General features: G+C 69.8%; 26 protein-coding genes. 17 read left to right on the top strand and 9 right to left on the bottom strand.

From position 1 onward, the window contains the following. Positions 1–108 precede the first annotated feature (108 nt). The 3 genes from Acor_RS33895 to Acor_RS33885 form a co-directional block, all read right to left on the bottom strand. Positions 109–1,221: a CU044_5270 family protein gene (locus Acor_RS33895; protein WP_155340858.1), complete on the bottom strand. Its 1,113-nt coding sequence runs from the start codon at positions 1,219–1,221 to the stop codon at positions 109–111. After that, the gene (locus Acor_RS33890; protein WP_170317213.1) at positions 1,218–1,736 is read right to left on the bottom strand and encodes an RNA polymerase sigma factor; all 519 of its coding nucleotides are present in this window, start codon (positions 1,734–1,736) and stop codon (positions 1,218–1,220) included. The genes Acor_RS33895 and Acor_RS33890 overlap by 4 nt, the downstream gene beginning before the upstream one ends. 90 nt (positions 1,737–1,826) lie before the next feature. After that, a complete protein-coding gene (locus Acor_RS33885) occupies positions 1,827–2,357 on the bottom strand; it encodes a hypothetical protein (RefSeq protein WP_155340857.1) in 531 nt (176 codons plus the stop codon). A gap of 266 nt (positions 2,358–2,623) precedes the next feature. Between Acor_RS33885 and Acor_RS33880 the strand changes: the two genes are divergently transcribed. Continuing rightward, positions 2,624–2,881 carry a hypothetical protein gene (locus tag Acor_RS33880; RefSeq protein ID WP_155340856.1) on the top strand — a complete coding sequence of 86 codons (258 nt, stop codon included), beginning with the start codon at positions 2,624–2,626 and terminating at the stop codon, positions 2,879–2,881. On the opposite strand, the gene Acor_RS33875 is transcribed toward Acor_RS33880, so the two are convergent. The 3 genes from Acor_RS33875 to Acor_RS33865 form a co-directional block, all read right to left on the bottom strand. Next, a complete protein-coding gene (locus tag Acor_RS33875) occupies positions 2,878–3,399 on the bottom strand; it encodes a nucleoside deaminase (protein ID WP_155340855.1) in 522 nt (173 codons plus the stop codon). The two genes, Acor_RS33880 and Acor_RS33875, sit on opposite strands and share 4 nt — an antisense overlap. A gap of 88 nt (positions 3,400–3,487) precedes the next feature. After that, positions 3,488–4,162 (bottom strand): FadR/GntR family transcriptional regulator, encoded by a 675-nt coding sequence (locus Acor_RS33870; protein ID WP_155340854.1) that lies wholly within the window; start codon positions 4,160–4,162, stop codon positions 3,488–3,490. After that, positions 4,159–5,310, bottom strand: a complete 1,152-nt coding sequence (locus Acor_RS33865) for a C45 family autoproteolytic acyltransferase/hydrolase (protein ID WP_155340853.1) — start codon at positions 5,308–5,310, stop codon at positions 4,159–4,161. Before Acor_RS33865 ends, Acor_RS33870 begins: the two co-directional genes overlap by 4 nt. A 199-nt stretch (positions 5,311–5,509) precedes the next feature. On the opposite strand from Acor_RS33865, the gene Acor_RS33860 reads away from it, so the two are divergent. The 15 genes from Acor_RS33860 (at position 5,510) to Acor_RS33790 (ending at position 20,359) form a co-directional block, all read left to right on the top strand. Then, complete coding sequence (locus Acor_RS33860; protein WP_170317212.1) at positions 5,510–6,259, top strand: SDR family NAD(P)-dependent oxidoreductase; 750 nt, start codon at positions 5,510–5,512, stop codon at positions 6,257–6,259. 20 nt (positions 6,260–6,279) lie between these two features. Further along, positions 6,280–7,167 carry a heme-binding protein gene (locus Acor_RS33855; protein ID WP_155340851.1) on the top strand — a complete coding sequence of 296 codons (888 nt, stop codon included), beginning with the start codon at positions 6,280–6,282 and terminating at the stop codon, positions 7,165–7,167. Positions 7,168–7,172: 5 nt separating this feature from the next. Continuing rightward, entirely contained in the window at positions 7,173–8,213 is a 1,041-nt protein-coding gene (locus tag Acor_RS33850; RefSeq protein ID WP_155340850.1) for a phosphotriesterase family protein, read from the top strand. A gap of 11 nt (positions 8,214–8,224) precedes the next feature. Then, positions 8,225–8,890, top strand: coding sequence for a type 1 glutamine amidotransferase domain-containing protein (locus tag Acor_RS33845; protein ID WP_155340849.1), 666 nt, complete (start codon positions 8,225–8,227; stop codon positions 8,888–8,890). Between the two features lie 4 nt (positions 8,891–8,894). Continuing rightward, the gene (locus Acor_RS33840; protein ID WP_155340848.1) at positions 8,895–9,821 is read left to right on the top strand and encodes an amidohydrolase family protein; all 927 of its coding nucleotides are present in this window, start codon (positions 8,895–8,897) and stop codon (positions 9,819–9,821) included. Continuing rightward, positions 9,821–10,780 carry an acetylxylan esterase gene (locus tag Acor_RS33835; protein WP_155340847.1) on the top strand — a complete coding sequence of 320 codons (960 nt, stop codon included), beginning with the start codon at positions 9,821–9,823 and terminating at the stop codon, positions 10,778–10,780. The genes Acor_RS33840 and Acor_RS33835 overlap by 1 nt, the downstream gene beginning before the upstream one ends. A 148-nt stretch (positions 10,781–10,928) precedes the next feature. Next, the gene (locus tag Acor_RS33830; protein ID WP_155340846.1) at positions 10,929–11,933 is read left to right on the top strand and encodes an alcohol dehydrogenase catalytic domain-containing protein; all 1,005 of its coding nucleotides are present in this window, start codon (positions 10,929–10,931) and stop codon (positions 11,931–11,933) included. 30 nt (positions 11,934–11,963) lie between these two features. Then, positions 11,964–12,737, top strand: a complete 774-nt coding sequence (locus Acor_RS33825; protein WP_155340845.1) for a class I fructose-bisphosphate aldolase — start codon at positions 11,964–11,966, stop codon at positions 12,735–12,737. 20 nt (positions 12,738–12,757) lie between these two features. Then, positions 12,758–13,813 carry a zinc-dependent alcohol dehydrogenase gene (locus Acor_RS33820; protein ID WP_155340844.1) on the top strand — a complete coding sequence of 352 codons (1,056 nt, stop codon included), beginning with the start codon at positions 12,758–12,760 and terminating at the stop codon, positions 13,811–13,813. A 23-nt stretch (positions 13,814–13,836) separates the two neighbouring features. Continuing rightward, positions 13,837–15,246 (top strand): xylulokinase, encoded by a 1,410-nt coding sequence (locus Acor_RS33815; protein ID WP_170317211.1) that lies wholly within the window; start codon positions 13,837–13,839, stop codon positions 15,244–15,246. A 114-nt stretch (positions 15,247–15,360) separates the two neighbouring features. Further along, a complete protein-coding gene (locus tag Acor_RS33810; protein ID WP_170317210.1) occupies positions 15,361–16,635 on the top strand; it encodes an extracellular solute-binding protein in 1,275 nt (424 codons plus the stop codon). Then, positions 16,632–17,582, top strand: a complete 951-nt coding sequence (locus tag Acor_RS33805; RefSeq protein ID WP_155340841.1) for a carbohydrate ABC transporter permease — start codon at positions 16,632–16,634, stop codon at positions 17,580–17,582. The genes Acor_RS33810 and Acor_RS33805 overlap by 4 nt, the downstream gene beginning before the upstream one ends. After that, a complete protein-coding gene (locus Acor_RS33800) occupies positions 17,579–18,394 on the top strand; it encodes a carbohydrate ABC transporter permease (RefSeq protein WP_155340840.1) in 816 nt (271 codons plus the stop codon). Before Acor_RS33805 ends, Acor_RS33800 begins: the two co-directional genes overlap by 4 nt. 22 nt (positions 18,395–18,416) lie before the next feature. Next, entirely contained in the window at positions 18,417–19,523 is a 1,107-nt protein-coding gene (locus tag Acor_RS33795) for a Gfo/Idh/MocA family protein (RefSeq protein ID WP_218034640.1), read from the top strand. Positions 19,524–19,621: 98 nt separating this feature from the next. Further along, positions 19,622–20,359 carry a FadR/GntR family transcriptional regulator gene (locus Acor_RS33790; RefSeq protein WP_155340838.1) on the top strand — a complete coding sequence of 246 codons (738 nt, stop codon included), beginning with the start codon at positions 19,622–19,624 and terminating at the stop codon, positions 20,357–20,359. Positions 20,360–20,603: 244 nt separating this feature from the next. Here the strand turns inward: Acor_RS33790 and Acor_RS33785 are convergent, their stop codons facing one another. The 3 genes from Acor_RS33785 to Acor_RS33775 all read right to left on the bottom strand — a co-directional run bounded on the left by Acor_RS33785 (position 20,604) and on the right by Acor_RS33775 (position 23,844). Next, complete coding sequence (locus tag Acor_RS33785; protein ID WP_155340837.1) at positions 20,604–22,214, bottom strand: AMP-binding protein; 1,611 nt, start codon at positions 22,212–22,214, stop codon at positions 20,604–20,606. Further along, a complete protein-coding gene (locus tag Acor_RS33780) occupies positions 22,198–22,386 on the bottom strand; it encodes a hypothetical protein (RefSeq protein ID WP_155340836.1) in 189 nt (62 codons plus the stop codon). Before Acor_RS33780 ends, Acor_RS33785 begins: the two co-directional genes overlap by 17 nt. An 81-nt stretch (positions 22,387–22,467) precedes the next feature. After that, positions 22,468–23,844, bottom strand: a complete 1,377-nt coding sequence (locus tag Acor_RS33775) for an aldehyde dehydrogenase family protein (protein ID WP_170317209.1) — start codon at positions 23,842–23,844, stop codon at positions 22,468–22,470. Positions 23,845–24,042: 198 nt separating this feature from the next. Between Acor_RS33775 and Acor_RS33770 the strand changes: the two genes are divergently transcribed. After that, the coding region (locus Acor_RS33770) for a pyridoxal phosphate-dependent aminotransferase (RefSeq protein ID WP_155340834.1) at positions 24,043–25,191 on the top strand (1,149 nt) is incomplete at its 3' end.

The following is a 25,191-nucleotide window of genomic DNA, read 5'->3' as shown; positions in this document are numbered from 1 at the left end:
GCAGACACGGACAAGCAGGCGCGGACAGGCAGGCGCGATCAGGCAGACACGGACAAGCAGGCGCGACCAAGCAAGCACGGTCAGGCAAGCGTGACCAAGCAAGCACGGTCAAGCAGTGCGAGTGTCGACCCAGCCGGAATCGACGAGCGTGCTCGCGCTGGCGATGTCGCCCACCTTGAGGCCCTTCTGGAAGCCACCCGGCTTGACCACGACATACTCCCGGGCCAGTGCTCGCCCGGACTTCTCGTCGATGATCAGCCGATCTTGGAGCACGCCCTTGTCCGGGTCATCGACCTGAGTCTTGCTGTCGGTCTCGATGGCGATCGCCGTACCAGAACGGCCGGTGGAGTCGGTGACCCGCCCGAGTGACTCGACCGAAGGAAGATCGGCGAGCATCCGGAAGGCGGCGGCCCGGACCTCGGGGGTCACCGGGGCGTCGATCACCAGGTTCCCCGCGACGGTGAACAGCCAGGCGTCCTCGGCCATGGGCACACTCGCGGCCTCGGTGCTGGCGCCCGTGTAGTACTTCAGCAGGGACGCCTTGAGCTTGGCTTCGTCGGACGGCAGGGCGCGCATGTCGGCGAGGGTGACGTTACGCCCGAGCCAGTAGACGTACTTACTGCGGTACTTGTCCGTGTACGGCTTCCCGGCCGCGGTCGACACCTGGAGCCGCTTCTTGCCGATGCCAGCGGACATGGTCGCCGGGGAACCGGCGGCCTCCCAGGCGGCCTGGTCGGCGGCCGTCGCGGGCTTGGTGCCGAGCGACTGGTATTTGTGCCACTGCGAGCCGTCGCCGAGCCAGCTCTCGCCGTCCTGCTCGCTGGCCATGACGTAGCCGCCGTCGACGGCCATCAGGGACCGCGACCGGGTCTTCATGTACCAGTATTTCCCGTTCGGGGTGGGTTCCTTCGCGGCGCTGGTCGCGGCCACGAGCAGGAGTTGCTTCGCGGTGAACGCGACCGGCGGCGCGTCGGCCTGCACACTGGCGGGGGCGCGTGGAACCGTGCCGCCGCCCGCGCTGGAGCCCAGGACGGCTACCGCGGTGACGGCCGCGGCGGCGCCGACGACGCCGATTCCCCAGACGGGCTTGAGGTTCTTCCGCCGTACGGGCTGGGGCTGCGCGAAGGCGCGGGAGAGTTCGGACTGCCGGGTGTGCGGGTCGACGGGGGCATCGCCCAGGTGGCTGGGGCGGGCGGCGCGCAATTCGTCTAGAGGGTTCACGACCACTCCTTCGTAAGCTGGACGCGGGACAGCGCGGGGGTGGCCGGTTCGAGTTCCTGTGCGAGGCGTTTGCGGGCGCGGTGCAGACGGACCCGGAAGGTGGTGACCGTGCAGCCGAGCACCCGGGCGGCGTCCCGTGGACTCAAGCCCTGCCAGGCGACCAGGATGAGAATCTCCCGGTCCTCCGGCGTGAGCTTGGCCATGGCCTTCAGGACGCCGAGGCGCTCGGCCACGTGGTCGGCCACGTCGCCGGAGACCCATTCGCGCATCTCCTGCGCGAGACCGTCGCGGCGGATCTCGGCCCGGATGTTGTCGCGCAGCACGTTGCGCGCGACGCCGAGCAGCCAGGGCAGGGCGTGCTCCGGCACCTGGTCGAACTTCCGCCAGGCGATGGCGAACGTCTCGCTCACCACCTCGTCCGCCACCTGCCGTCCCGCGCGACTGACCACATAGGCCCACACGCGTTGCCGACATTCGTCGTAGATGGTGGTGAACCGTTCTCGATCGCTCGTCACCGCCCCAACCCCTCCGTGTCCCGGATGTCATTTGACATTGGGAAATGGTGTGAAGGGGGCAATAGTTACTGAGGACCGCAAAAGATCTACCTAAGCGGCGGCGACCATGCCGACGATGGCGAGGAGCAGGCCGGCGGCGGTGAGCACCGATCCGACGATGATCGCGGTGCGTCGGCCGCGGCGGGCGCCCGACCAGTAGAGCAGCACGTACGGGAGAAAGCCGAGGCCGCCGGCTCCGACGGCGGGCAGGGCGAGGGCGGCGAGCAGGCCCTTGGCGCCGGTGGGGACGGCGCGGTCGCCGGCGGGGGTGAGCTGGGCTCGGGTCACCTCGCCCGCGTCGGAGTCGGGGGAGGCGTCGACGGGGACGGCCGGGCCGCCGGAATCGGGCAGGAAGCTGCCTTTGCAGTCGTATCGGCCCTGGCCGAGGGGCTGGCAGGAGAGGACGGTGAGGGTTCCCGGGGTGCCGATGCGGCCGGTGGTCAGCTGGATGGCGGACACCGACAGCGCCAGGGGCAGCACGCAGACACCCAGCCAAAGGATCACGAGAATGATCTTTCCCAGCGGGCCGGGGCCGCGTCGTGCTGGGGTGACCCCTTGAAAGGCGTCCAGGAATTCCGTCATGCGGCAAGTTTCGGGGATTCGACTTGTCGGCAACCTGTGCCGAACTTGGAGAATCAGCCGAGCGAGACGGCGATCTTCTCCAGCACGGTGCCGCTAGTGGTTCTTGAGCTGTTCCAGCTGGTCGAAGCGCCGGGACCATGTCTGCTCGTAGGTCCTCACCCAGTCGTAGATGGGCTTGAGTGAACTGCCGTTGAGCCTGTTTGGTACGAGATGCAATATGACCAGCTCAGATGGGGTAGCGCATGACTTATGGGCAGGAATCAGTCATGACCGACGTGCCACGAAGTGCCCCTCGCGGGAGAGGCGGCCATCCACACGGCCGCCTCATCTCGTGGATCTACGTCGCCGCCGTCCTGCTCGTCTTCACGACCGGCGGAATCGCCCTGATCATCACGAACTGGGCGCTGTTCTGGACCTGTTTCGGCCTTCTGATCCTGGCCGCTCCCGCCGTGGGCCGGGCGATCCACATCACCGACGACACGATGAAGTGGACCAACGCCCTCCCCGACGAACACGAACGCTAGAGCTTTGAGCGGTAGAGGAGGTGAAGGGCGTGGATTTCTTCGGTTAGCTGGGGGATTGGGCCTTCGACGCGGATGCCGGGGGCGATCTGCTGGATCGGGAGGGGGTTGACCGGCGCGGGGCCGAGGCCGAGCTCGCTGAGCCAGGTGACGAGCTGGGTGGAGGAGGCCACGTAGACGATGCGGCCGAGGCCGACCCAGGCGTGGGCGGCGGAGCACATGGGACAGTGCTCGCCGGAGGTGAAGACGGTGGCGGCGGCGCGTTCGGCGAGGGTCAGGTGGGCGGCGGCCCAGCGGGCCAGCTGGAATTCGGGGTGCAGGGTCTGGTCGGCGCCGGTGTTGTCGCGGTTGCGATCCTCGGCGAGAGCGGTGCCGTCGGCGGAGACGAGGACGGAGCCGAACGGCTCGTCGCCGGCGTCGATGGCCTCGGCGGCCAGGGCGACGCAGCGGCGCAGGTGCGCGAGTTCGGTTTCGTCGAACGACCAGGACTTCGAGGACGCGGACTGCAAGGACCCAGACATGGTGCTACCCATCGGTCAGGCTGGTCGAAGCCGCCGGAGCGGCGAAGCGACGCAGACGCGCCAAATACTCCGACCAAAGGATATTGCGTCACCCGTCCGTCAGGCTGGTGGAGGTGGCGACGACCGCGGCGAGGTGGCGGCGCATGGCCAGGTCGGCCATCTCGGCGTCGCCGTCGCGGATGGCCTCGAAGATGGCCCGATGCTCGGCGCGGGCCTGGGCGGCCCTGCCTGGTGAGGCGGAGACGGCGAGCGCCTGTTCCTGGAGCACGGCGCGCAGGTCCTCGACGAGGCGGGAGAAGAGCGGATTGCCGGTCGCGGACGCGACGGCGATGTGGAAGAGCGCGTCGATCTTGATGCGGTCGGCGGGTTCCTCGCTCTTGTCGAACTCCTCGACCAGCGCGGCCAGGCCGTCCACATCCTCCTGGGTGCGGCGTTCCGCGGCCAGCCGGGCGGCCGGCACCTCCAGATAGCGGCGCACCTCGTTCAGCTGCGCCGGCAGGTAACGCCCGATCAGCAGCTGCGACTGCGCCCGGGTGGCGGCGACGAACGTGCCCTTCCCGGCGTACGACTTCGTCAGGCCGAGCGCGTTGAGACTGTGCAGCGCTTCCCTGATCACCGAGCGGCTGACGCCGAAGGACGCGGCCAGGTCCGCCTCGGAAGGCAGCCTGTCGTCGACGGCGAAGTGCCGTGACTCGATGAGCTCGATGAGCTGGGAGCGCACGTGTTCGGCCGCGCTCTTGTGCTCGACCGGGACGACCTTCATTCCGGACGGTTCCTTTCGAAGGTGCCGTGCATGGGGGGCTGGCGGTTGCTGACCACGCCTTTGACCGTCTCCCACCGTGCCACGCAGGGGCGTCCGGGAGCGAGGTGCATGGTGCGATCCTTCACGTCCATGATGATGCCCGCGATGGTGGCGGTGCGCTCACGCGGATGCAGCGCCTCGTCGGGGTGCTGGCAGACGCTGGACGGGTGGTCTCGGTGGTCGGCGAGCACCAGCTTCATGTCCTCGACGGACAGCACGTCCGTCGAGGTCAGGCCGCTGGTGATGTTGCGCAGCCGGTTGAGCGTGTGCGGCTTGCGCCTGGCGTAGAGGTCTTCGCCGGTCAGCTCGGCCGAGCGGAAGTGGTTGGAGTGCGTGATCTGGCCGTTCTCGGGGGTGATGCGGCGGACCCCGTCGGGGCGGGGCGCGGTCTCCAGGTCGACGGCGAAACCGGTGTCGTCGGCGAGCAGGTAGTTGGCGGACAGGGCGCGTTCGGCCGAGGTGATGACCTCGGCGGCGGCCGGTCCCGACTCACTGTCGAGCGCGGCCCGGAGCAGCACATGGTACGGCACACCGATGCGCCCTTCATCCCCATCGCTGACCAGGGTGTTCGTGCAGAGCCCGAGGCCCGCCTCGTTCATTCCGACCTTGGCCAGCAGCCCGGCCTCGACCAGGGTGACGAAGCTCGGCCCGTCGTCGCGGGTCACTTCGAGCACGGTCGCGGTCTCCTGAGCGTGCAGCAGCCAGTCCCAGTTCTGGGCGACGATCATTGTACCGGTGGCCGTGCGGTGCGGCAGTAACGCGAACGATGTGCATTCGTGCGGAATGCCGGTGTCCCCGGCGGCGAACATGATCTCGCTCCGGGTGTTGAGGGCGAGGATCTCCTCCAGGTCCACGCCCGCGCCCGCGGCGATGCCGCGCATCTCGACGATCAGCGCGGGCGCGAAGTCGTCGATGGTCTTGGTGAACCGGGCCGCGTGCCGGCGCACGGTGGTCCAGTCCCAGCCGGCGTAGTGCTGGAAGACCCGCTCGTAGGCCTGGATGGAACGCCGGATGCGTTCGCGGGCCAGGGTGCCGTACTGCAGGCCCCGTTCCGCGGGGGGTCCGGTCACGCTGATCACAGGGAACGTGATGCCGCTCGTGCGGTGCATGGAAGAGGCCGCTCCCTCGGGTCACTTACCGTGGACATGTCATGGAGACCGGTGTCCAGGATGCCTGGCTGTCAGACATGTTGATTCTGAGTCGACGGGTCCAAAAGTGTCAACTAGCGACATTTTCGGGCACAACGCACTTGCCAACGGCTCAAATCCGGGGACATGATGTCAGGCAGCCCGACAGGTTGGAGTGATTGTGACATCCGTGCTGATCGCCGGTGGTGCCAGTGGCATCGGAGCCGCGACCGTGGCCCGGCTGCGTACGGCCGGAGCCGATGTGCACGTGGCCGACATCGACGCCGCGGGGGCCGCCGAGGTCGTCGCCGCGCTGGCGCACCACCCGGGCCAGGGGACCGCCGCGTTCTGCGACCTGTCCACCGGCGACGGGCCGGCCCAGGCGGTCGTCGACGCGCTGGCCGCGCACGGCCGACTGGACGCGGTCGTGTTCTGCGCGGGCCTGCTGGTGGAGACGGCGCTGGCCGACTTCACGGCGGCCGAGTGGGACCGCACCATGGCGCTCAACCTGCGGGCGCCGTTCCTGATGGTCCAGGCCGCCGCGCCCGCGCTGACGGCTTCGCCGCACGGCCGGGTGGTGCTGACCGGGTCCACGGCCGCGTTCCGCGGTGGCGGCGGGTCGTTCGCGTACGCCGCCTCCAAAGGCGGTCTGGTGGCGCTGACCAGGTCGCTCGCGGTGGCGATGGGGCCGGACGGGGTGGCCGTGACCTGCGTGTGCCCCGGCTGGATCGACACGCCGTTCAACGATCCGTACTGGCAGCGGGTGGGGGGCAGGGACAGCGCCCAGCAGGCGCTGGAGGCGCGGATCCCGCTCGGCGCGCAGGGCGTGCCCGACGACGTGGCCGCGGTGATCGAGTTCCTGGTCTCCCCCGGCTCCCGCTACCTCACCGGGCAGGCGGTCGTCGTCGACGGCGGCCTGCTCGCCTCCTAAGAAACGCGAAAGAGAGTGCGATGTCGGACCTGCTGACCGAAGCCACCGTGTCCCTGGACCTGGCCCGGCGCATCTCAGCCCGGAGCGAGGCCGAGGCGCGCAAGCTGGGCAAGCCGATGGGCATCGCCGTGGTCGACCGCGCCGGCCACGTCATCCTGGCGACCAGGATGGACGGCGCGAGCCCCGTCGCCCTGCGGCTCGCGATCGACAAGGCGTTCACGGCCGCCGCGTTCAACGCGCCCACCGACGCCTGGTCCGAGGTCACCCAGCCCGGCGCGGCCGACTGGGGGCTCACCTCGGCGCTCGGCGGGCGGATCGTGATCCTGGCCGGCGGCCTGCCGATCCGGGTGGACGGCCGGCTGGTCGGCGCGCTCGGCGTGAGCGGCGCGGCCCCGTCCGTGGACCTGGCCTGCGCGCAGGCCGGACTGACCGTATTCACCGACCAACAGCCCATCCAGTATCCCGGAGCGTCCATGTCCCTGGCCCAGCAGAAGGTCGTCGTGCTCGCCTACCCGCAGTACCAGGAGCTCGACTTCTGGTACCCGGTGCTGCGCGGCCGCGAGGAGGGGGCGACCGTGCACATCATCGGCAATATCGTCGGCGAAGCCGCCGAGAGCATCCTCGGTTACCCCGTCATCCCCGACACCGAGGACGTGGATCCCACCCAGATCGCGTTGATCGTCGCCCCGGGAGTGGCTGCCGGGGCGAGCCCGAAGGCCACGGCGGGGCAGCTCGCGCTGGTCGCCGCCGTGCACGCGGCCGGCGGCCTGGTGGCCGCGGTCGGCAACGGCGCCGAGGTGACCGACGCCGCCCTGCCCGGACAGAGCGAGCGGATCATCCGCGCCGCCGGCACCGACGACCTGGCCCCCTTCTTCGGCACCATCCGCAGCACGCTGACACAGGAGTAACCAGCATGGAAGTCTTCAGGACCGTTCTCGGCGACGTCTCGCCGGAGAAGTCCGGCGTCATCCTCACCCACGAACACCTGCTCTACGGATACCCGGGCGCCGAACTCGACCACCGCACCGTCCTCGACTACGACAACAACGTCTCGTTCATCGCGGCGCAGGTCAGCAAGGGCATGGCCGAGCACGGGTACGGCACGCTGGTCGACATGACCCCGCCCGAGGTGGGCCGGCATCCGGAGCTGATGGCGGAGGTGGCCCGCCGTACCGGGCTGAACGTGATCGCGATCACCGGGTTCTTCCCGGAGCGGATGGGCGTGCCGTACTACTGGCGGCGGCAGACGGTGGAGGAGCTGACCGACTTCTTCGTGAAGGACCTCACCGAGGGCATGGTGTTCGCCTGGCAGCAGACGCCGTACAGGGCGGGGGCCATCAAGATCGCCACCGGGCAGGAGAGCGTGACGCCGATGCCCAGCCCGATCGGGCCGAACGGGCGGCGGATCCACGAGGTCGAGGACCGGGTGATCCGGGCGGCCGGGCGGGCGTCGCGGATCGTCGGGTGCGCGGTGAACACGCACACCGACCCGATGGACTACCGGGTCACCAACCCGGGGATCGAGCAGCTCGACATCCTGGAGGAGGAGGGCGCCGACCCGGCGAAGGTGATCATCGGGCACGCGTTCGTGGAGCCCAACGACGACCAGCTGCGGGAGATCCTGAACCGGGGCGCGAACGTGCAGATCGACCACATCGGCATCCCGTGGCGGGTGGAGACGGCCGAGGAGCTGGACGAGCTGATGGCGAACGCGCTGGTCGGGCTGCTCGCCGACGGCTTCGGCAGCCAGATCGTGCTCTCCTTCGACCGCTGGTTCTACAACCCGCGCTCCGACGTGACCGAGTCGGACCCGCAGCTCGCCAACGAGCGGGTCGACCTGGGCTACCTGTTCACCCATTTCGTGCCGCGGCTGAAGAGCAAGGGGGTCACCGACGAGCAGATCCAGGCGATCCTCGTCGACAACCCGCGCCGCGTGCTGTCCATCAAGGTCTGAGGAGCGAGAGAGTGCAGCTCACCGAGGCACGTGTCATCGTGCTCGTCGAGAATCTCTACCAGGAGCTCGAACTCTGGTATCCGGTGCTGCGGTTCCGCGAGGAGGGCGCGGACGTGCGGGTGGTCGGCCCGTCCGTGGACGAGGTGTACGCCAGCAAGCTGGGCTACCCCGCGCGCGCCGATCTGACCGTGACCGACGTCGACCTGGACTCGGTCGACGCGGTGATCATCCCCGGCGGATTCTCGCCGGAGTACCTGCGCCGCAACCCGGACATGGTCAAGCTGGTCCGGGACGCGGACGCGAAGGGCCTGCTGGTGGCGGCGATCTGCCACGCCGGCTGGCTGCTGGCGACCGCGGGCATCGTCCGGGACCGGGACGCCACCTGCGTGGTGACCATCAAGGACGACGTGATCAACGCCGGGGCCCGGTACGTGGACCAGCCGGTCGTGATCGACGGCAACCTGATCACCTCCCGGCTCCCCAACGACCTGCCCGAGTTCTGCTCGGCGATCAAGAGCGCGCTGCTGGCGCGGGAACCGGCGAAGGGCAACGCGCTGCCGGCGGCGGCGCACCCGCCCGCGTCCTCCCCCGCCTACAGCGCCGCCGCGATCCTGAAGAACCGCGCGGCCGGTCCGGGTTCGTCCAACTACCGCGCTTACGCGGTTCTCGAAAACTAACGACATGCAGGTCGACGTCCACCACCACGCGATATTTCCGAAATATCGTGATCGGCTGGCCGAGCTCGGCATCGGCGCGCAGCCCGGCATCGGGCTGCCCGCCTGGTCGGCGCCTGACTCGCTGGCGCTGATGGACCGGGTCGGCATCGACCTGGCGATCCTGTCGGCCGGCTCGCCGGGGTTCTTCTTCGGCGACGCCGGCCTGGCCGTGGAGCTGTGCCGGCAGACCAACGACGACCTGGTCGCGACGGTCGCGGCCCACCCCGACCGGTTCCGGGCCTTCGTCGCGATGCCGCTCCCGTCAGCCGAGGACGCGCTGGCCGAACTCGACCGGGTCGGCGCGCACGAGGCGTTCGCCGGGGTCGGGCTGCTGACCAACTACGCCGGTCGTTACCTGGGCGATCCGGAGTTCGATCCGGTGCTGGCCGAGCTCGACCGGCGCGGCTCGGTGGTGCACGTGCATCCGACTCTGCCCGTGCACTATCCCGCCGCCGAGATCGACCTGCGGCCTTCGCTGATCGAGTACGTCTTCGACAGCACCCGGGCCCTGGTCAACCTGATGCTCCACGGCGTGCCCGACCGGTTCCCGCGGATCCGCTGGATCTTCTCGCACTGCGGCGGGACCGCGCCGTTCCTGGCCGGACGCCTGGCCATCGCGGAACCGCTGCCGGAGCTGGCTCAGGTCGACGGCGTGTATCGGACGATGCGGTCGTTCTACTACGACTTCGCGCTCGCCACCACGCCGTACGCGCTGGGTTCCGTGGCCCTGCTGACCGGTCCTGAGCGGGTGCTGGTCGGGTCGGATTTCCCGTTCGTGGACGCGGACACAGTCCAGGCGTGCTTCGACGAGGCGGCCGGGGTGCTCGGCCCGGAGTCGATGCGGATGGTGGCGGTGGACAACCCCGCGCGCCTGTTTAAGGAGGTGATCTGATGGCCCAGTTCGATCTCCCATTGGAGCAGCTGAGGGCTTATCGATATCCATATCCAGAACCTTCGGACTTCGATGAGTTCTGGGCCGGAACGCTCAGGGACACCGGGCCGCTTAACCCGGTTTTCCGACCATATGACGGTGAATTGCGCACGGTGGACGCGTTCGACGTGACATTCGGCGGGTACGGCGGCGACCCCATCAAAGGCTGGCTGCTCCTGCCGGGGAATCGCACCGGCCCCGTGCCGACCGTTGTCGAATATCTCGGATATGGCAGCGGTCGCGGCATTCCACTGGAGTCCCTGGCGTACGCCTCCGCCGGATTCGGGCACTTCGTGATGGACACCCGGGGCCAGGGCAGCAGCTGGCGGGCCGGCGACACCGGCGACCCGTCGGCGACCGGCCCCGCCGTGCCCGGCTATCTGACCAGGGGCATCACCGATCCCCGGGACCACTACCTCCGGCGGCTCTACGTGGACGCGATCCGCGCCGTCGACGCCGCCAAGGCCCACCCGGACGTGGACGGCAGCCGGATCGCCGTCACCGGACGCAGCCAGGGCGGCGCGTTGTCGCTGGTCACGGCCGGTCTCCGGGACGACGTCGCGGGCGCGATCCCGCATGTGCCGTTCCTGAGCGCGTTCCGGCGCGGCACCGCGATCACCGACAGGGAGCCGTACGCGGAGATCGTCCGCTGGTGCTCGATCCACCGCACCAAGCACGAGACCGCCTTCGCCACCCTGGACTACTTCGACGCCACCGCGTTCGCGGCCCGCGCGAGCTGCCGGGGCTCGTTCTCGGTGGCCCTGATGGACGGCGTTTGCCCCCCGTCGACCGTGTACGCGGCCTACAACGCGTACGGCGGCGAGAAGGACATCACCGTCTGGCCGTACAACAACCACGAGGGCGGCGGACCGCAGGATCAGCTCCGCACCATCCACGTCCTCCGCCAGCTTTTTGGGTAAAAACTCTCAATCACCCCTTAAAGCTGCTTAATACACCAAAACGTGACAAATAAGATACGACCAGAGCCTTGTTCAGCTCTGGCGACGGAAGTAAGAATTCAAACCTGCCAGACAAGCAGACAGTCTGATTAGCAGAGAAGGAGTTGGAGTGAAGGCCGCACTGCTCTACGGGCACAACGACCTGCGCATCGAGGACGTACCCGAGCCTCGCGCCGGGACCGGTGAGGCGGTCGTCGCCATCCACGCCTCCGGCGTCTGCCCCAGCGACATCCGCAGCTACACCGGATCCGGCGCCGCCAAACGAGCCCCCTGGACCCCCGGCCACGAAGTCGCCGGCGTGATCAGCGAACTCGGCGGCGACACCGGCGGCTTCGCCGAGGGCGACCGGGTGGTGCTGGACTGGCGCGGCGTCTGCGGCCGATGCCACGAGTGCGCCAGGGGCGCGGCCAACTTCTGCGAGAACCTGGTGAAGTTCCCGATCGCCGGATTCGCCGACGCGACCGTGATGCCGGTCACCCAGCTGCGCCGGGTCCCGGACGGGCTGAGCCTGGAGGCCGCCTCGTTCTGCGAGCCGCTGGCCTGCGTGGTGAACGCGCACCGGGCCCTGCCGATGCCGCTGACCAGCAACGTCCTGGTCCTCGGCGCGGGCCCGATCGGGCTGCTGCACACCCAGGTGGCCCGCTCCCGCGGGGCCAGGGTGATCGTCGCCGACCTGAAGCCGGAACGCCTGGAGACCGCCAGTGCCCTGGGCGCGCACGACACCGTCGTGGGCTCCGACCGGGAGGCCGTCCGGGCCCTCACCGAGGGCCGCGGCGCGGACGTGGTGATCGTCACCGTCGGCAGCCCCGCCGTGATCGCCGGCGCCTTCGACCTGGTCGCCCGCAACGGCGCCGTCAACCTGTTCGCCGGCACCCACCCGAAGGGCGTCGTCGAGCTCAACCCCGACGTCCCGCACTACGACCAGGTCGCCATCACCGGCAGCCACGACTTCATCCCCAACGACTTCGCCACCGCGCTCCGCCTGCTGGAGTTCGGCCTGGTCGACGTCGCCCCCCTGATCAGCCACCGCTTCTCCCTCGACTCGGTGGCCGACGCCTTCGAGACCACCAGGCAGCAGAAAGGCCTCAAGTCGCTCGTCGTGTCCGAGCTCTGAGACCCCCGCTCTCCCCCATCTGAGGAAGTCATGACCCACACCAGCTGGCCGCGCCGTCGAATGCACCACGTCTTCGCCCCCGACGGCCGGGCCGTCATCGCCGCGATGGACGCCGGGATCAAGGGCGTCGCCCCCGGCCTGGAGAACGGCCGCGCGGCGGTCCGCCGGATCGTCGACGGCGGGGTGGACGCCATCCTGGCCACCATCGGCCTGGCCCGCGCCGCCGCCGCCGAACTGGCCGGCACCGGCCTCATCGTGGCCCTGGACAGCGAGATCCCGTCCGCCCAGTACGGCGTCAGCCAAGCCGTCAGATTCGGCGCCGACGCCCTCGAACTCAAGGTCTTCCCCGGCAACCCCCAGGTCACCAAACTCGGCGAACTCCGCGAACTCTGCGCGGAAGCCGACCGGTGGGGCATGCCCGTCATGGCGGAACCCATCCCGGTCTCCTTCAAAGACCTCGCGGCCCACACCGTGACCAACGTCGCCAACGGCGCCCGCCTCTCCTCCGAAGCCGGAGCCGACTTCGTCAAAGCCCAGTACGTCGGCACCGTGGACGAGTTCCGCACCGTCGTCGACGGCTGCCTGGTCCCGCTGCTGGCCCTCGGCGGCCCGATGAAGCCCACCCCCATCCACGCACTCCAGATGGCGGCCGACGCCGTCGAGGCCGGCGCGCGCGGCGTGGTCTACGGCCGCAACATCGTCGAGGCCGAGCGCCCGGACCGGATGGTGGCCGCGCTGGTGGAGATCGTCCACGGCGGCGCGAGCGTCAAGTCCGCCGCCAAGCACCTCAACCCGCCGCTCTAGCGCCACGTCCAGGAGGGCCGATGACCAGTCAGCGCGCCGCCGTCTTCCACGGCGGCAGGGACATCCGCGTCGAAACCCTGCCGATCCCCGAGCCGGGGCCCGGCGAGGTGCTCATCCGGGTCGGCGCCGCCGGGATCTGCGGCAGCGACGTGCTGGCCTTCCGCGGCCTCGGCCCGTGGCAGCACAGCGCCGACAAACCGGGCCGGGACGGGCACGAGCTGGCCGGCGAGGTGGCCGCGCTCGGCGCCGGAGTGACCGGGCTGACGGTCGGGCAGCGGGTCGCGGTGGAGCCGAAACACCTGATCAACTGCGGCGGCTGCCCGCCGTGCACGGCCGGCCGGGTGCATCTGTGCCGGCGGCGCGGCTATGTCGGCGACACCCACGTGACCAGCGAGGGATTCGCCGAATACGACCTCTGCCCCGCCGGGCGCGCGCATCCGCTGCCCGACCACGTCTCGCTGGCGGCGGGGGCGATCCTGGACTGCTACGCGTGCGGCGTGCACACCTACAACCTGGTGGAGTCCCCGCCAGGCAGCACGGCGGTGATCCTCGGCGCGGGCACGATGGGCCTGACCATGGGCCAGGTCGCCCGCTCCAACGGGCTGAAGGTCCTGCTGACCGGCATGACCAGGGAGTCGCTCGACCTGGCCGTCAAGGCCGGGGCCGCCGACGAGGTGGCGCTGGTCGGCGTCGACGACGTGGCCGCCGCCGCGGCCGAGTTCACCCAGGGGCGCGGCGCGGACCTGGTCGTGGACGCGGTGGCCGTTCCCGAGGTCACCCTCCAGCAGTCGGTGGAGCTGGTCACGCCGGGCGGGCACGTCTGCGTGCTGGGCGTCTACCCGAGCCCGCCCCGGCTGGAGCCGCACCTGGCCTACGTCAAGGAGGTCTCGCTGCACTGGTCCAACAGCTACGCGCCGCCCGAGTACGTGACCGCGCTGGACCTGCTGGCCTCCCGGTCGGTGAACGCCGACGCGCTCATCACGCACCGCTACCCGCTGGACCGGATCGTCGAGGCGTTCGTCGCCGCCGAGGAGAAGGACCGCTCGCTCGCCATGAAGGTCCTCATCCAGCCCTGAAGCACAGCCCGGAGGTGATCCCGTTGTCCTATCTGCTCACTGTCGACCAGGGTTCCAGCGGGACCAAGGCCGCCGTCTTCGACGACACCGGCCGGCTGCTGCGGGAGGCCGCCCGGCGGACCCCGATCGACCATCCCGACGTGGTCGCCGCCGAGGCCGACCCGGAGCGCTGGTGGCTGGCGCTGGTGGCCTGCGTACGGGAGGTGCTCAACGGCCCGATTCCGGCCGAGCTGATCAGCGCGGTGGCCGTCTGCGGCTTCATGCACACGCTGGTCCCGCTCGGCGAGGACGGGACCGTGACCGGGCCCGCCCTGCTCTGGCCCGACCAGCGGCCGATGGCCGATGGCTCGTGCGTGGAGCGGATGCGGTGGTGGGTGGCGGAGAACCCGGACGCCGCCGCCCGTACCCGCTGGTATCTGCCGGTCAAGGACTTCCTGCGTTTCCGGCTGACCGGCGAGATCGCCACCGACCGCTACGACGCGGGCGGCACCGGCTTCGCCGACGGCGGCACCTGGTCCCCCACCACCACCTCATACGCCGAAATTTCGGTACAACAGCTGCCGCTGATCCGGGAGCCGCACGACCTGGCCGGCGAGATCACGCCCGCCGCGGCCGCCCGTACCGGCCTGGCCGTCGGAACTCCCGTCGCCACCGGCACCGGCGACTGGATGGCGACCCTGCTCGGCTCGGCCGCCGTACTGCCGCGGCGGGCCTGCGTCTACCTCGGCACCGCTGGAGCCGTCGGCGGATTCGCGTCCGCGCAGGCCGCCGACCGGCTGACCGAGCCGCTCTGCTTCGCCGCGACCACCGCGACCGGCTCCGCCCTGGCCTGGCTGGCCGACCTGGTCGGCGACGACGCCCCGGCGCTCGCCGCCGCCGCGGCAGCCGTACCGCCGGGTGCGCGCGGCGTGAAAGTCCTCCCCCACCTGATGGGCGAGCGCGGCGACGCGCCCCGCCCGTCGGCCCGAGGCGTGATCCTCGGCCTCACCCTCGCCCACGACCGCGCCGACCTGGCCAGAGCCGTGCTGGAGGGCACGGCGATGTGGCTGCGCACGGCCGCCGGCACCGAGCTCGACCGCCGTGACCCGGCCGAGCTCATCGCCGTCGGCGGCGGAGCCCGGAGCCAGGTGTGGCTGCGCGTCCTGGCCGCCGTGCTCAGGCGCGACCTGCTCGTGCCGGAGACCACCGAGGCAGGACTGCTCGGTACGGCCATGATCGCGGCCACCGCGATCGACCCCAACGGCCTGGAGGGCCTGGCGACCCTCCGCGACCGATGGGTGCGAACCACCAGAACCGTGCCCGCCGAGCCGGACCTGGTGCGCAGGTACGAACCGCTCTACGAGGAGTTCCAGCAGGCCGAGGTGATGGCCAGAAACAACCTGGAGCCCCACAAGTCGTCACGGCCGATTCCCGGACGTGGACGTCCCCGGTAGCCCGGCCGCGAGGCCGTGCTCCTACCCCAGACAACGCAAAGCGCGCGGGGGCGCTCATACACCGCTACCGAGAACGCCATGCCAGGAGTGAACATGCAAGATCGATGGAGAATTTTGACGGCGACGTCCGCCGCGGCGAGCCTGCTGCTGCTGTCCGCCTGCGGGGAGGACACCCCCGCCCCCGCGACCGGGTCTGGTGAGGTCACCGGGGCCATCGACGTCTGGATGGGCGACCCGATCGGCGCCACCCAGCAGCCGGTCGTCATCCAGCTCGCCAAGGACTACGAGACCGCCCACCCGGGCACCAAGGTCAATCTGCGCTTCCTCGGCGCGGACGCGCACAAGACGTACCTGACCAGCATCGCGGGCGGCACCGTGCCGTGCGTGGCGCTGATCGGCAACACCTGGAGCCCGGAGTTCGCCGGTCTGCAGGCGCTGGAGCCGATCGCCCAGGACCCGGCGTCGATGCAGGGCACCTACACCCAGAGCATGATCGACTCGACCGTGCTGGACGGGGTGTCGTACGCGGTGCCGTACGACACCGGGGTGCGCGCCCTCATCTACCGCAAGGACCTGTTCGACAAGGCCGGGCTGGCCGCGCCGAAGACCTGGGACGAGGTGCTGACCTCGGCGACCGCCGTGCAGAAGGCCAACGAGGGCGTCAGCGGCTTCGGCATCGTCGGCGGGAACCAGTGGTACTGGCTGCCGATGATCTGGAACTGGGGCGGCGAGATCGCCACCAACACCGGCGGCGCCTGGACCGCGAAGGTCAACTCGCCGGAGGCGATCGCGGCCTTCACCTTCTACGCCGACCTGCTGACCAAGCACAAGCTGTCCCCCGAGGGCGCGGTGACCTGGCAGGGCGCCGACGCGGCCAAGGCGTTCGCACTCGGCCAGGTGGGCATGATGGTGGGCGGCAGCTGGGACCTGAAGACGATCCTGGCCCAGAACCCGGGCATGGAGGCGCAGCTCGCCACCACGCCGATGCCGAGCGGCCCCGGCGGCAACAACGACACCTTCGCCGGTGGCAGCAACCTGGCCATCTTCAAGGGCTGTACGAACAAGGCGACCGCGAAGAGCTTCGTGGACTTCATGATGAAGACCGACAACCTGGTCCCGGTCACCACGAAGATCGGCCTGCTGCCGGCCACCACCGACGCCCTGGAGAAGGAGCGCACCACCGGCTCGTTCTCCGCGCCGCTGCTCAAGGCCTACGCCGAGCAGGCCCCGAACACCCGGTCGATCCCGGCCGTGTCCACCTGGGGCAAGGTCGAGGGCACCGGCGCGATCGTGAACGCGATGCAGTCGATCATGAACGGGCAGAAGACCGCCGAGGCGGCCATGCAGGAACTGGCCGGCCAGATTGACGCGGCGATCGGTCAGCAATGACGGTTACCGCACCGGCGAAACGGGAGGCGGGCGCGCCGCGGCGCGCCCGTCCCCCCCGGCGCCCCCGATTCCGGCGGCTGGCCGGGTACGGCCTGCCCAGCCTGCTGATCGCGCCGCTGCTGGCGGTGGTGGTCGGGGTCGTCGGCTACCCGATCGTCCGGACCGTCTGGCTCTCCTTCCACGAGGGCGAGAACCTGATCTCGGGCCCGTTCAACGGGCTGGACAACTACACCGCGCTGTTCGCCGATCCGTACTTCGTGTCGGCGCTGATCAGGACCACGGTGTTCGCGATCGTCTGCGTCGCCTGCACGCTCCTGATCAGCCTGACCGTCGCGCTGGTGCTGGACGCGGGCTCGTGGATGGCCAAGATCGTGACGGTGATCGTGCTGCTGCCCTGGGCGATGCCCCGGGTGGCCTCCGGCATCGTCTGGAAGTGGATCTTCAACGACCAGTACGGCATCGCCAACTGGCTCCTGGTCAGCCTCGGCTTCGACCGGTTCCAGGGCTTCGCCTGGTTCAACAGCGGGTTCACCTCGCTGGTGGCGATCACCATCGCGGTGGTCTGGCACTCGGTGCCGTTCATCGCGATCTCGATGCTGGCCGGGCTGCGGTCCACCCGCGGCGAGGTGCTGGAGGCGGCCAGGGTGGACGGCGCCGGCTTCATGCAGTCGCTGCTGCGGATCAGGCTGCCGATGATGAAGCCGCTGCTGACCATCCTCGGCGTGATGTCGACGATCTTCGCGTACCAGTCGTTCGACCACTTCCTGGTGATGACCACGCCGCCGGGCGGGCCGAGCCACAGCACCGAGGTGCTGTCGCTGCTGACCTGGCTGCAGGCGTTCACCGTGCTCGACCAGGGTGCCGCCGCGGCGATGGCGGTGGTCACCTTCGTGCTGCTTGCGGCGATCACGGCGGTCTACGTGCGGCTCTCGAAGGAGGACCGATGACCAGGCGGGTGCTCCTCTACGGAGCGATGCTCGTGATCGTGGTGGTGAGCCTCTTCCCGTTCTTCTGGATGGTGGTCACCTCCCTCAAACCGGACCAGGACATCTTCACCAAGACGCCGGAGTTCCTGCCGACGTCGCCGATCCTGGACCGCTACGTGCACCTGTTCGACGGCGCGGTGCCCCGGCAGTTCCTCAACTCGGTGCTGGTGGCGGGCGCGACGACGCTGATCACCGGGGTGATCGCGCTGCTGGCCGGGTACGCGCTGGCCCGGTACAAGATCCCGCTCAAGCGCTACCTGCTGATCGTGATCCTGTCCATCCAGATGCTGCCGCAGACCGTGCTGGTGATCCCGCTGTTCGTGGTGCTGCGCAACACCGGCCTGCTGGGGACCTACCAGGGCCTGATCCTGTCCCATCTGGCGCTGACCGTGGGGCTGGCGACGTACATGCTGCGCAGTTTCTACCTGGACATCCCGGTGGAGCTGGAGGAGTCGGCCATGGTGGACGGCGCCAGCCGGATGAAGGCCGTCAGGCTCGTGGTGTTCCCGCTGGTCTGGCCTGGTCTGGCGGCGAGCTCCATCTACGGGTTCATCACCTCCTGGAACGAGCTGATGTTCTCGGCCACCTATATGCAGCAGTCGGACCGGGAGACGCTGCCGGTCGCGTTGCAGCAGTACTTCTCCAGCTACTACTCGGACTGGGGCGGCGTGATGGCCGCGAGCGTGATCTTCACGATCCCGGTGGTGGTGTTCTTCCTGCTGGTCCAGAAGCGGCTGATGCAGGGCATGGTCGCGGGCGCCGTCAAGGGCTGACCCGCCTCAGAGAGGATTCATTGTGCTGAAGCTTGGCGTGCTCGGCGTGGGCGCGATCGCCACCGTCGACTACGGGGTGCTGCCCAACCTGCACCACATCAAGGACAAGGTCGAGCTGGTGGCGCTCGCCGATCCGGTTCAGGAGCGGGTCGCCGACGCGGCCAAGCGGTTCGGGGCGGCGCAGACGTACGACTCGCTGGAGGCGATGCTCGACGGCGCGGACATCGACGCGGTGCTGAACCTGACGCCGATCCCGGCGCACGGGTCGACCTCGCTGCGAATCTTGGAGGCGGGGAAGCATCTCGCCACGGAGAAGCCGCTGGCCACGACCATGGCGGATGCCGACGCGATCATCGAGGCGGCTCGGGCGGGCGGCCTGCAGGTGGTGTGCTCGCCGCCGAACATGCTCTACCCGACCCGGATCGAGGCCGCCCGGCTGATCCGCGAGGGCCGGATCGGCAAGGTGGCGTTCGCGAAGATCCGCGCCTCGCACGGCGGCCCCGCGTCGATGATGAACTGGCCGACCGACCCGACCTGGTTCTACCAGGAGGGCTCGGGGCCGCTCTTCGACGTCGGCGTGTACGGCATCACCGAGGCGCTGGGCCTGCTCGGTCCGGCCAAGCGGGTGAGCGCGTTCTCCGGGATCACCGAGCCGACCAGGGTCGTCCGGTCCGGCCCCTACGCGGGCAAGGAGATCACCGTCACCACCGACGACAACACGCTGATCATGCTCGACTTCGGCGGCGGCACGTTCGCGGTGGTGGACGGGACGTTCAACGTGAACGCCGCGAAGGGCCCCCGGCTGGAGGTGTTCGGGCGGGCCGGCACGCTCAACCTGCCGAACAACATCAACCAGAACGGCGGCCGGACCATCGACCTGTTCCTGCTGGACGCGGTCGGCGGGCTGAGCGGGTGGATCGACGTGGACCTCGCGCACCTGGAGCCCGCGCAGCAGCGGGTGGACAAGCTGCGCCGGGCCCTGCTGGTGGACCATCTGGCGGACCTGGTGGCGGGGACCGCCGAGCCGGTCATGGGGGCCGAGGTGGCCCGGCACGCGCTGGAGATCATGCTCATGGCGCACGAGTCCGCACGCACCGGACGGGCCATCGAACTGGAGTCCAGCTTCTGAGTCCCGGAGCCGCCGGCGGGCGATGAGGCCCACCGGCGGCTCCGGTCAACGGTAGTATTCATGCGCATCGAAGGACGGGCTTCCGGAGGTCGCGCAGCATGGCTCAGGTGTCATTGCGTCCACAGAAGACGGCCATGCTGGTGGCCCAGCGCATCGTCGCGGACATCAACCGGCGCGGGAACCGGGCCGGTGACCGCCTGCCGCCGGAGAAGGCGATGCTGGACACCTACGAGGTCGGCAGGGGCACCCTGCGCGAATCGTTGCGCTTCCTCGAACTCCAGGGCGTGCTCTCGCTCAAGCCCGGCCCCGGCGGCGGCCCCGTCGTCCAGCGGCCCGACGCCACCAGCCTGGCCACCGCCCTGACGCTGCTGCTCCAGTTCGAGAACGCGCCGTTCCGTACGGTCGCCGAGGCCAGGGCCGGTCTCGAACCGATGATGGCCCGGCTGGCCGCGCAGCGGATGAGCGACGAGCAGCTCGCCGAGCTCAAGTCGAGCGTCGACAGGATGCGCGAGAACCTGGACGACCAGGGCGTCTTCCTGACCGAGAACAGGCGCTTTCACGACCTGGTCGCGCGCGGCTCGGGCAACGCCATGTTCGGCTACCTCGTCGACGCCCTGCTCCGCGTCCTGGACAGCTCGGCCATCGGCGTCGACTACCCGGAGGCCCGCCGCGGCGCCGTCCACAAGGCCCACCTGCGCGTCTACCAGGCCCTGGCCGAACGCTCCCCGGAAGCTTCGGAAACGGCGATGGCCGGGCACCTCGACGAGTACCTCCGCTACGCCGAACGCAAGTTCCCCGAAGCCCTGGCCGCCCCCGTCGTCTGGGGCTCCGCCTGAGCAGTTCTCAACGTCAGGGTTGAACGGACATCCCGGCTTCTGGGAACGTACTCGCCTCAACAGCCTGGCGCATAGCACGGGCGGTGAGACGCCCACCCGATCGGCGATGAAATACCGTCATTTCTACCGAATCGGTAGAGGTGGGCCAGCCTGGGTCAGGCCCGGTCCGCAGTGCCACATCGACGCGCTGGCATCGGAAGCGATCAACGCGACTTCAGTTGGGACGAGCGAGAAGAGAGGGGTCTCAGCCCATTGAGACGCGATCGTGGGTGTCCGGCGTGACCCCGGCCGCCCGCAGCGTGTTCCGCTGGACCCGCTGCGACGGCGTCTTCGGCAGGTCGGCGACGAAGCGCAGGTAGCGCGGCACGGCGAAGTTGGGGATCCGGCTGTCGCACCAGGCCCAGACCTCCTCCGGGCTGACCTCGTCTCCCACGATCAGGTACGCCATCACCTCGTCCTCGCCCGGCACGGCGACGACGCAGCACTCCAGCACCGCCGGATGAGCCAGGATCACCGCCTCCACCTCCCCCGGGCTGAAGTTCTCGCCGCTTCGCCGCAGCGTCTCCCTGACCCGGTCGACGAAGTAGAACCAGCCGTCCGCGTCCCGCCTCAGCACGTCCCCGGTGTGGAACCAGAGGTTGCGCCACGCCTCCACGGTCCGGTCCGGCCTGCCGAAGTAGCCGTCGCCGCAGATGAACGGCACCTTCGGCCGGACCACGAGCTCCCCGGTGTCAACCTCCTCGTCGGTGTCCGGGTCGACCAGGGCGACCTCGAACCATTCGTCCGCCTGCAGCCCGCAGGCCCCGGGCGGGCGATCCTCCCCGTACGGCGTCGCGATCGGGGCGCCGATCTCGGTCAGGCCGAACACCTCGACGAACGCCTCGATGCCGAACCTGGCCTTCATCGGTTCCACCAGAGCGGCCGCCGTCGGCACGGCGAGGACGCAGCGGAGCGTGTTGTCGGCATCGTCGGGCCTGGGCGGCTGCTTCCAGACGAAGTCCATCATCACGCCGATGACGTTGGTCACGGTGACCAGGCTCTCCCGGATCTGGCCGAGCCACTCGCCGGCGCCGAACCGGCTCCGCAGCACGAACCTGGCCCCCGTCACCAGCGTGGGATAGGCCGCCATGAACCGGGCGTTGACGTGGAACAGCGGCGTGACCGCCAGCCAGACGTCGGCCGGGGTGAGCCTGGTCAGCGCGGCGCTCAGGTCGGCGAAGAAGTACATCTGAGCGTGCGGCATGGCCACGCCCTTGGCGGGTCCGCCGACACCGGAGGTGAACATAATCGCGCCGAGATCGCGGGGCGAGACCACCGGGAGATCCACGTCGCGGGGTGCCTCCAGGTCGTCCCAGGGGGCGGCGGGCCAGCCGGCGCCGTTGAGCACCCGGATGGCGTCCTCCAGCCGGCCGGTGTCGATCACCCAGAACCTCTCGATGTCCTGGGCGGCCTCGGTGATCTCCGCGAAGCGCTCGGCGTACACGTCGTCCACGATCGCGAACCTGGCCTTGACCGTGCCGACCTGATCGGCCAGGACTTCCTGCTGGTACGCCGTGCTGATCGGCACCTCGACCAGGCCCGCCACCGCGCACCCCAGCCAGCTACGGACGAACCTGGACGAGTTCCCCGCCACAATCACGACCCGCTCACCCGGCACCGCCCCGGCCTCGATCAGGCCGCCGCCGACCGCCTCCGCCGCCGCCAGCATCTGGGCGAAGGTCCAGGTCCTGCCCTCCTCGGGCGCGTCCAGCCAGACCGCGTCCGGGCGCGCCGCCGCGTGCTGCCGCAACACCGCCGGCAGCGCCCAGTCCGTACGGTCGGCGAACGTCGGCCGCAGCTCACGGAAGTACTTCATGAACCGGCCCCTTTCCGACGGTCATCTGGAGCTTGGCCAGCTCCAGGCGGCTCGGGCAGAGCCCGTGGATCTCGGCGAGCCACCGGTCGACCGCTGCCCCCAGTTCGCCGTCCGGAACCACCTCGTTGATCCAGAGCGCCGTGTCCCTGGGTGCTATCTCGACCGAGGACACCGCTCTCCTTACGAATACAGGTCCGAAGAGGTTCTCATCCGGACCTGCGCGTCAGGCGGCTGCCACACCGATCGCCCGTGGTCAGAGGGCGATGGACTTCATCACGAGGTAACCGCGGAGCGCGTCGGGGCCCAGCTCCCCGGCTGCCTGCGTACGTCCGTTCAGGCTGATCGTCCCGGTCCTGATCCGGCGCGCGATCCCCAGCGCCCGCTCCTCGTCGGCGCTCCACACCGACCCCGACAGGCCGGCGGGCGCGTCGTTCGTGATCGCCACCGCCTCCTCCTCGCGGTCGTACGGGATGATCGCGAGCACCGGCCCGAAGATCTCCTCCCGGGCCACCCGCATCGTGCTGTCCACGCCGGTCAGCAGCGTCGGCGCGACGAACCATCCATGCGGCAGCGCGGCGGGCAGCTGCTCGGCGACCACCTGCGCGCCCTCCTCCCGGGCGAGCGCGAGGTACGCCTCGACCCGGTCCCGCCACCGCCGGCTGACCATCGGCCCGACCGTGGTGCCGGAGTCCATCGGATCGCCCAGCCGCTGCGCCCGCAGCCCTTCTGCCACGGCTTCGGCCAGCCGCGCCGCCAGCGGGCGGGGCGCCAGCAGCCGGGTCTGCGTGATCCCCGTCTGGCCGTTGACCAGCAGCGCCTGGGGCAGCAGGCCGGACACGACGTGGTCCAGGTCCGCGTCGCCCAGGATCACCGCCGCCGATCTGCCGCCGAGTTCCAGTGTCACCCGGGCGATCCGATCGGCGCAGGCGGTCAGCACCCGGCGGCCGGCCGCGCTGCCGCCGGTGAAGGCGACCTGGTCCACTTCGGGATGTTCGACCAGGTGCGTGCCCGCGTCCCGGTCGCCGGGCAACACGCTGAGCACCCCGTCGGGCAGCCCGGCCTCCATCAGGGCCTCGGCCAGGTGGTAGGCGGTGAGGGGGGTTTCCGGCGCCGGTTTGAGCACGACCGAGCAGCCGGCGGCCAGCGCGGGCGCGACGGTCAGGGTGGGCATGCTGAGCGGGCCGTTCCAGGGCGTGATCGCGCCGACCACGCCGACCGGCTCCCTGGTGACCAGGCTGTGGTCGCCGCGTACCTCGTATTCGAAGCTTTCCGCCAGGTCCGCGCACTGGCGCAGCCGGCTGATCGGCTCTGGCACGTGCGTCCGCTCGCTCAACCAGATCGGGCAGCCGAGTTCGGCCGTGATCAGCCGGGCGAGTTCGGCGGCGCGCTTCTCCAGCAGGTCGGCGGCCGTGCGCAGCACCTGGGCGCGGTGCGCGGGGGTGGCGCCGGACCAGCCGCCCGCCGCGAAACTCTCCCGGGCCGCCGCGACGGCGTCGTCGACGTCCGCCCGGGACGCGAGGACGGCGCGGCCCACCCGGGCGCCGGTGGCGGGGTTGCGCACCTCGATCGGTCGCGACTCGGTGCCTGTGACCCAACGGCCGCCGATGAACACTTGCGAACGTTCCGTCACGCGCCTGACCTCGCCTAACACCTATTTCATGATAATGAATACAACCTAGTCATATGGTTAGCAAGGGTCAAGAAGTCGACTACGCCGGATCGCGGGGTCGAACCGGGGCGTGACCGCGCGCGTACCCCTGGGTGATGGCGCGCTTCCCGTAGCCGGCGCGCTTCCAGGGCGTGTGGGCGGGTGCCCGCGCGGAGGAGGATGAGCGAGTTGAGCGGATCGGTCGATCTCGCGTTGATGCGGAACGGCGCGCACAGCCCGTCGTATTTCGCGCTGAAGCGTGGTTCATCCGGCCATCGGCGGGAGTTGGTGGACTTCTGCATTCCGTGCAACCCGTACTTTCCGACGAAGGAGATGTTCGAGGGGCTGCGCCGGAACCTGGTCGACGTGCTCAAGTACTACCCGAGCGACTCCGACACGATCACCAAGGAACTCTGCGCCACGCTCGGCCTCAACCCGGCCACCGTCGCCATGGGCAACGGCTCCACCGAGCTGATCACCTGGATCGACCACCTGCTGGTCCGGGAGAGCCTGGCCATCCCCGTCCCCACCTTCGGGCGCTGGACCGACCAGCCGCTGGAGACCGGCAAACGCGTGGACATGTACCCACTCCTGGAGACGCAGGGCTTCCGGCTGGACATCGAGTCCTACATCCGTTTTGTACGGGACCGGGGTTCGCGGGTGGCGGTCATCTGCAACCCCAACAATCCGGACGGCGGATATCTGGCCCGGCACGAGGTCATCCGCATGCTGGACCGCCTCACCGACCTCGACCTGGTCATCGTGGACGAGTCCTTCATCGAGTTCGTGGACGCGGAGCCGTACGCGAGCGTGGCCGACCAGGCCGCCCTGCGCCCGAACGTGATCGTCCTCAAGAGCCTCGGCAAGAACTTCGGCCTGCACGGCATCCGCTTCGGCTACCTAGTAGCCAACCCCGGCATCGCCGGAAATATCCGGAAATCCTTACCTAAGTGGAATCTGAACTCGTTCGCGGAAGTCGTCGTGTTCATGCTCCGGGAGCACATGCAGGAATACCAGCACAGCCTCCGCCTCCTGGCCCACGACCGCGAAACCATGCTCCGCCAGCTCCGCTCCCTCACCGGCCTCACCGTCTTCCCCTCCCAGGGCAACTTCGTCCTGGTCAAACTCCCCCCCGGCAAAGACGGCCGCGACCTGCGCGACTACCTGATGGCCGAACACAGCGTCTTCGTCCGCGAATGCGGCAACAAACTAGGCACCACCAGCCAGTTCCTCCGCCTGGTAGTCCGCCCCCACGCCGACGTCCAACGCCTCCTCATCGGCCTCTACACCTACCTCTGCGCCCCCACCCACCCCCAAGCCGAACTCCTC

This window comes from Acrocarpospora corrugata (assembly GCF_009687845.1).
GTDB lineage: Bacteria > Actinomycetota > Actinomycetes > Streptosporangiales > Streptosporangiaceae > Acrocarpospora > Acrocarpospora corrugata.
This window is presented reverse-complemented; position numbering and strand designations above follow the sequence as displayed.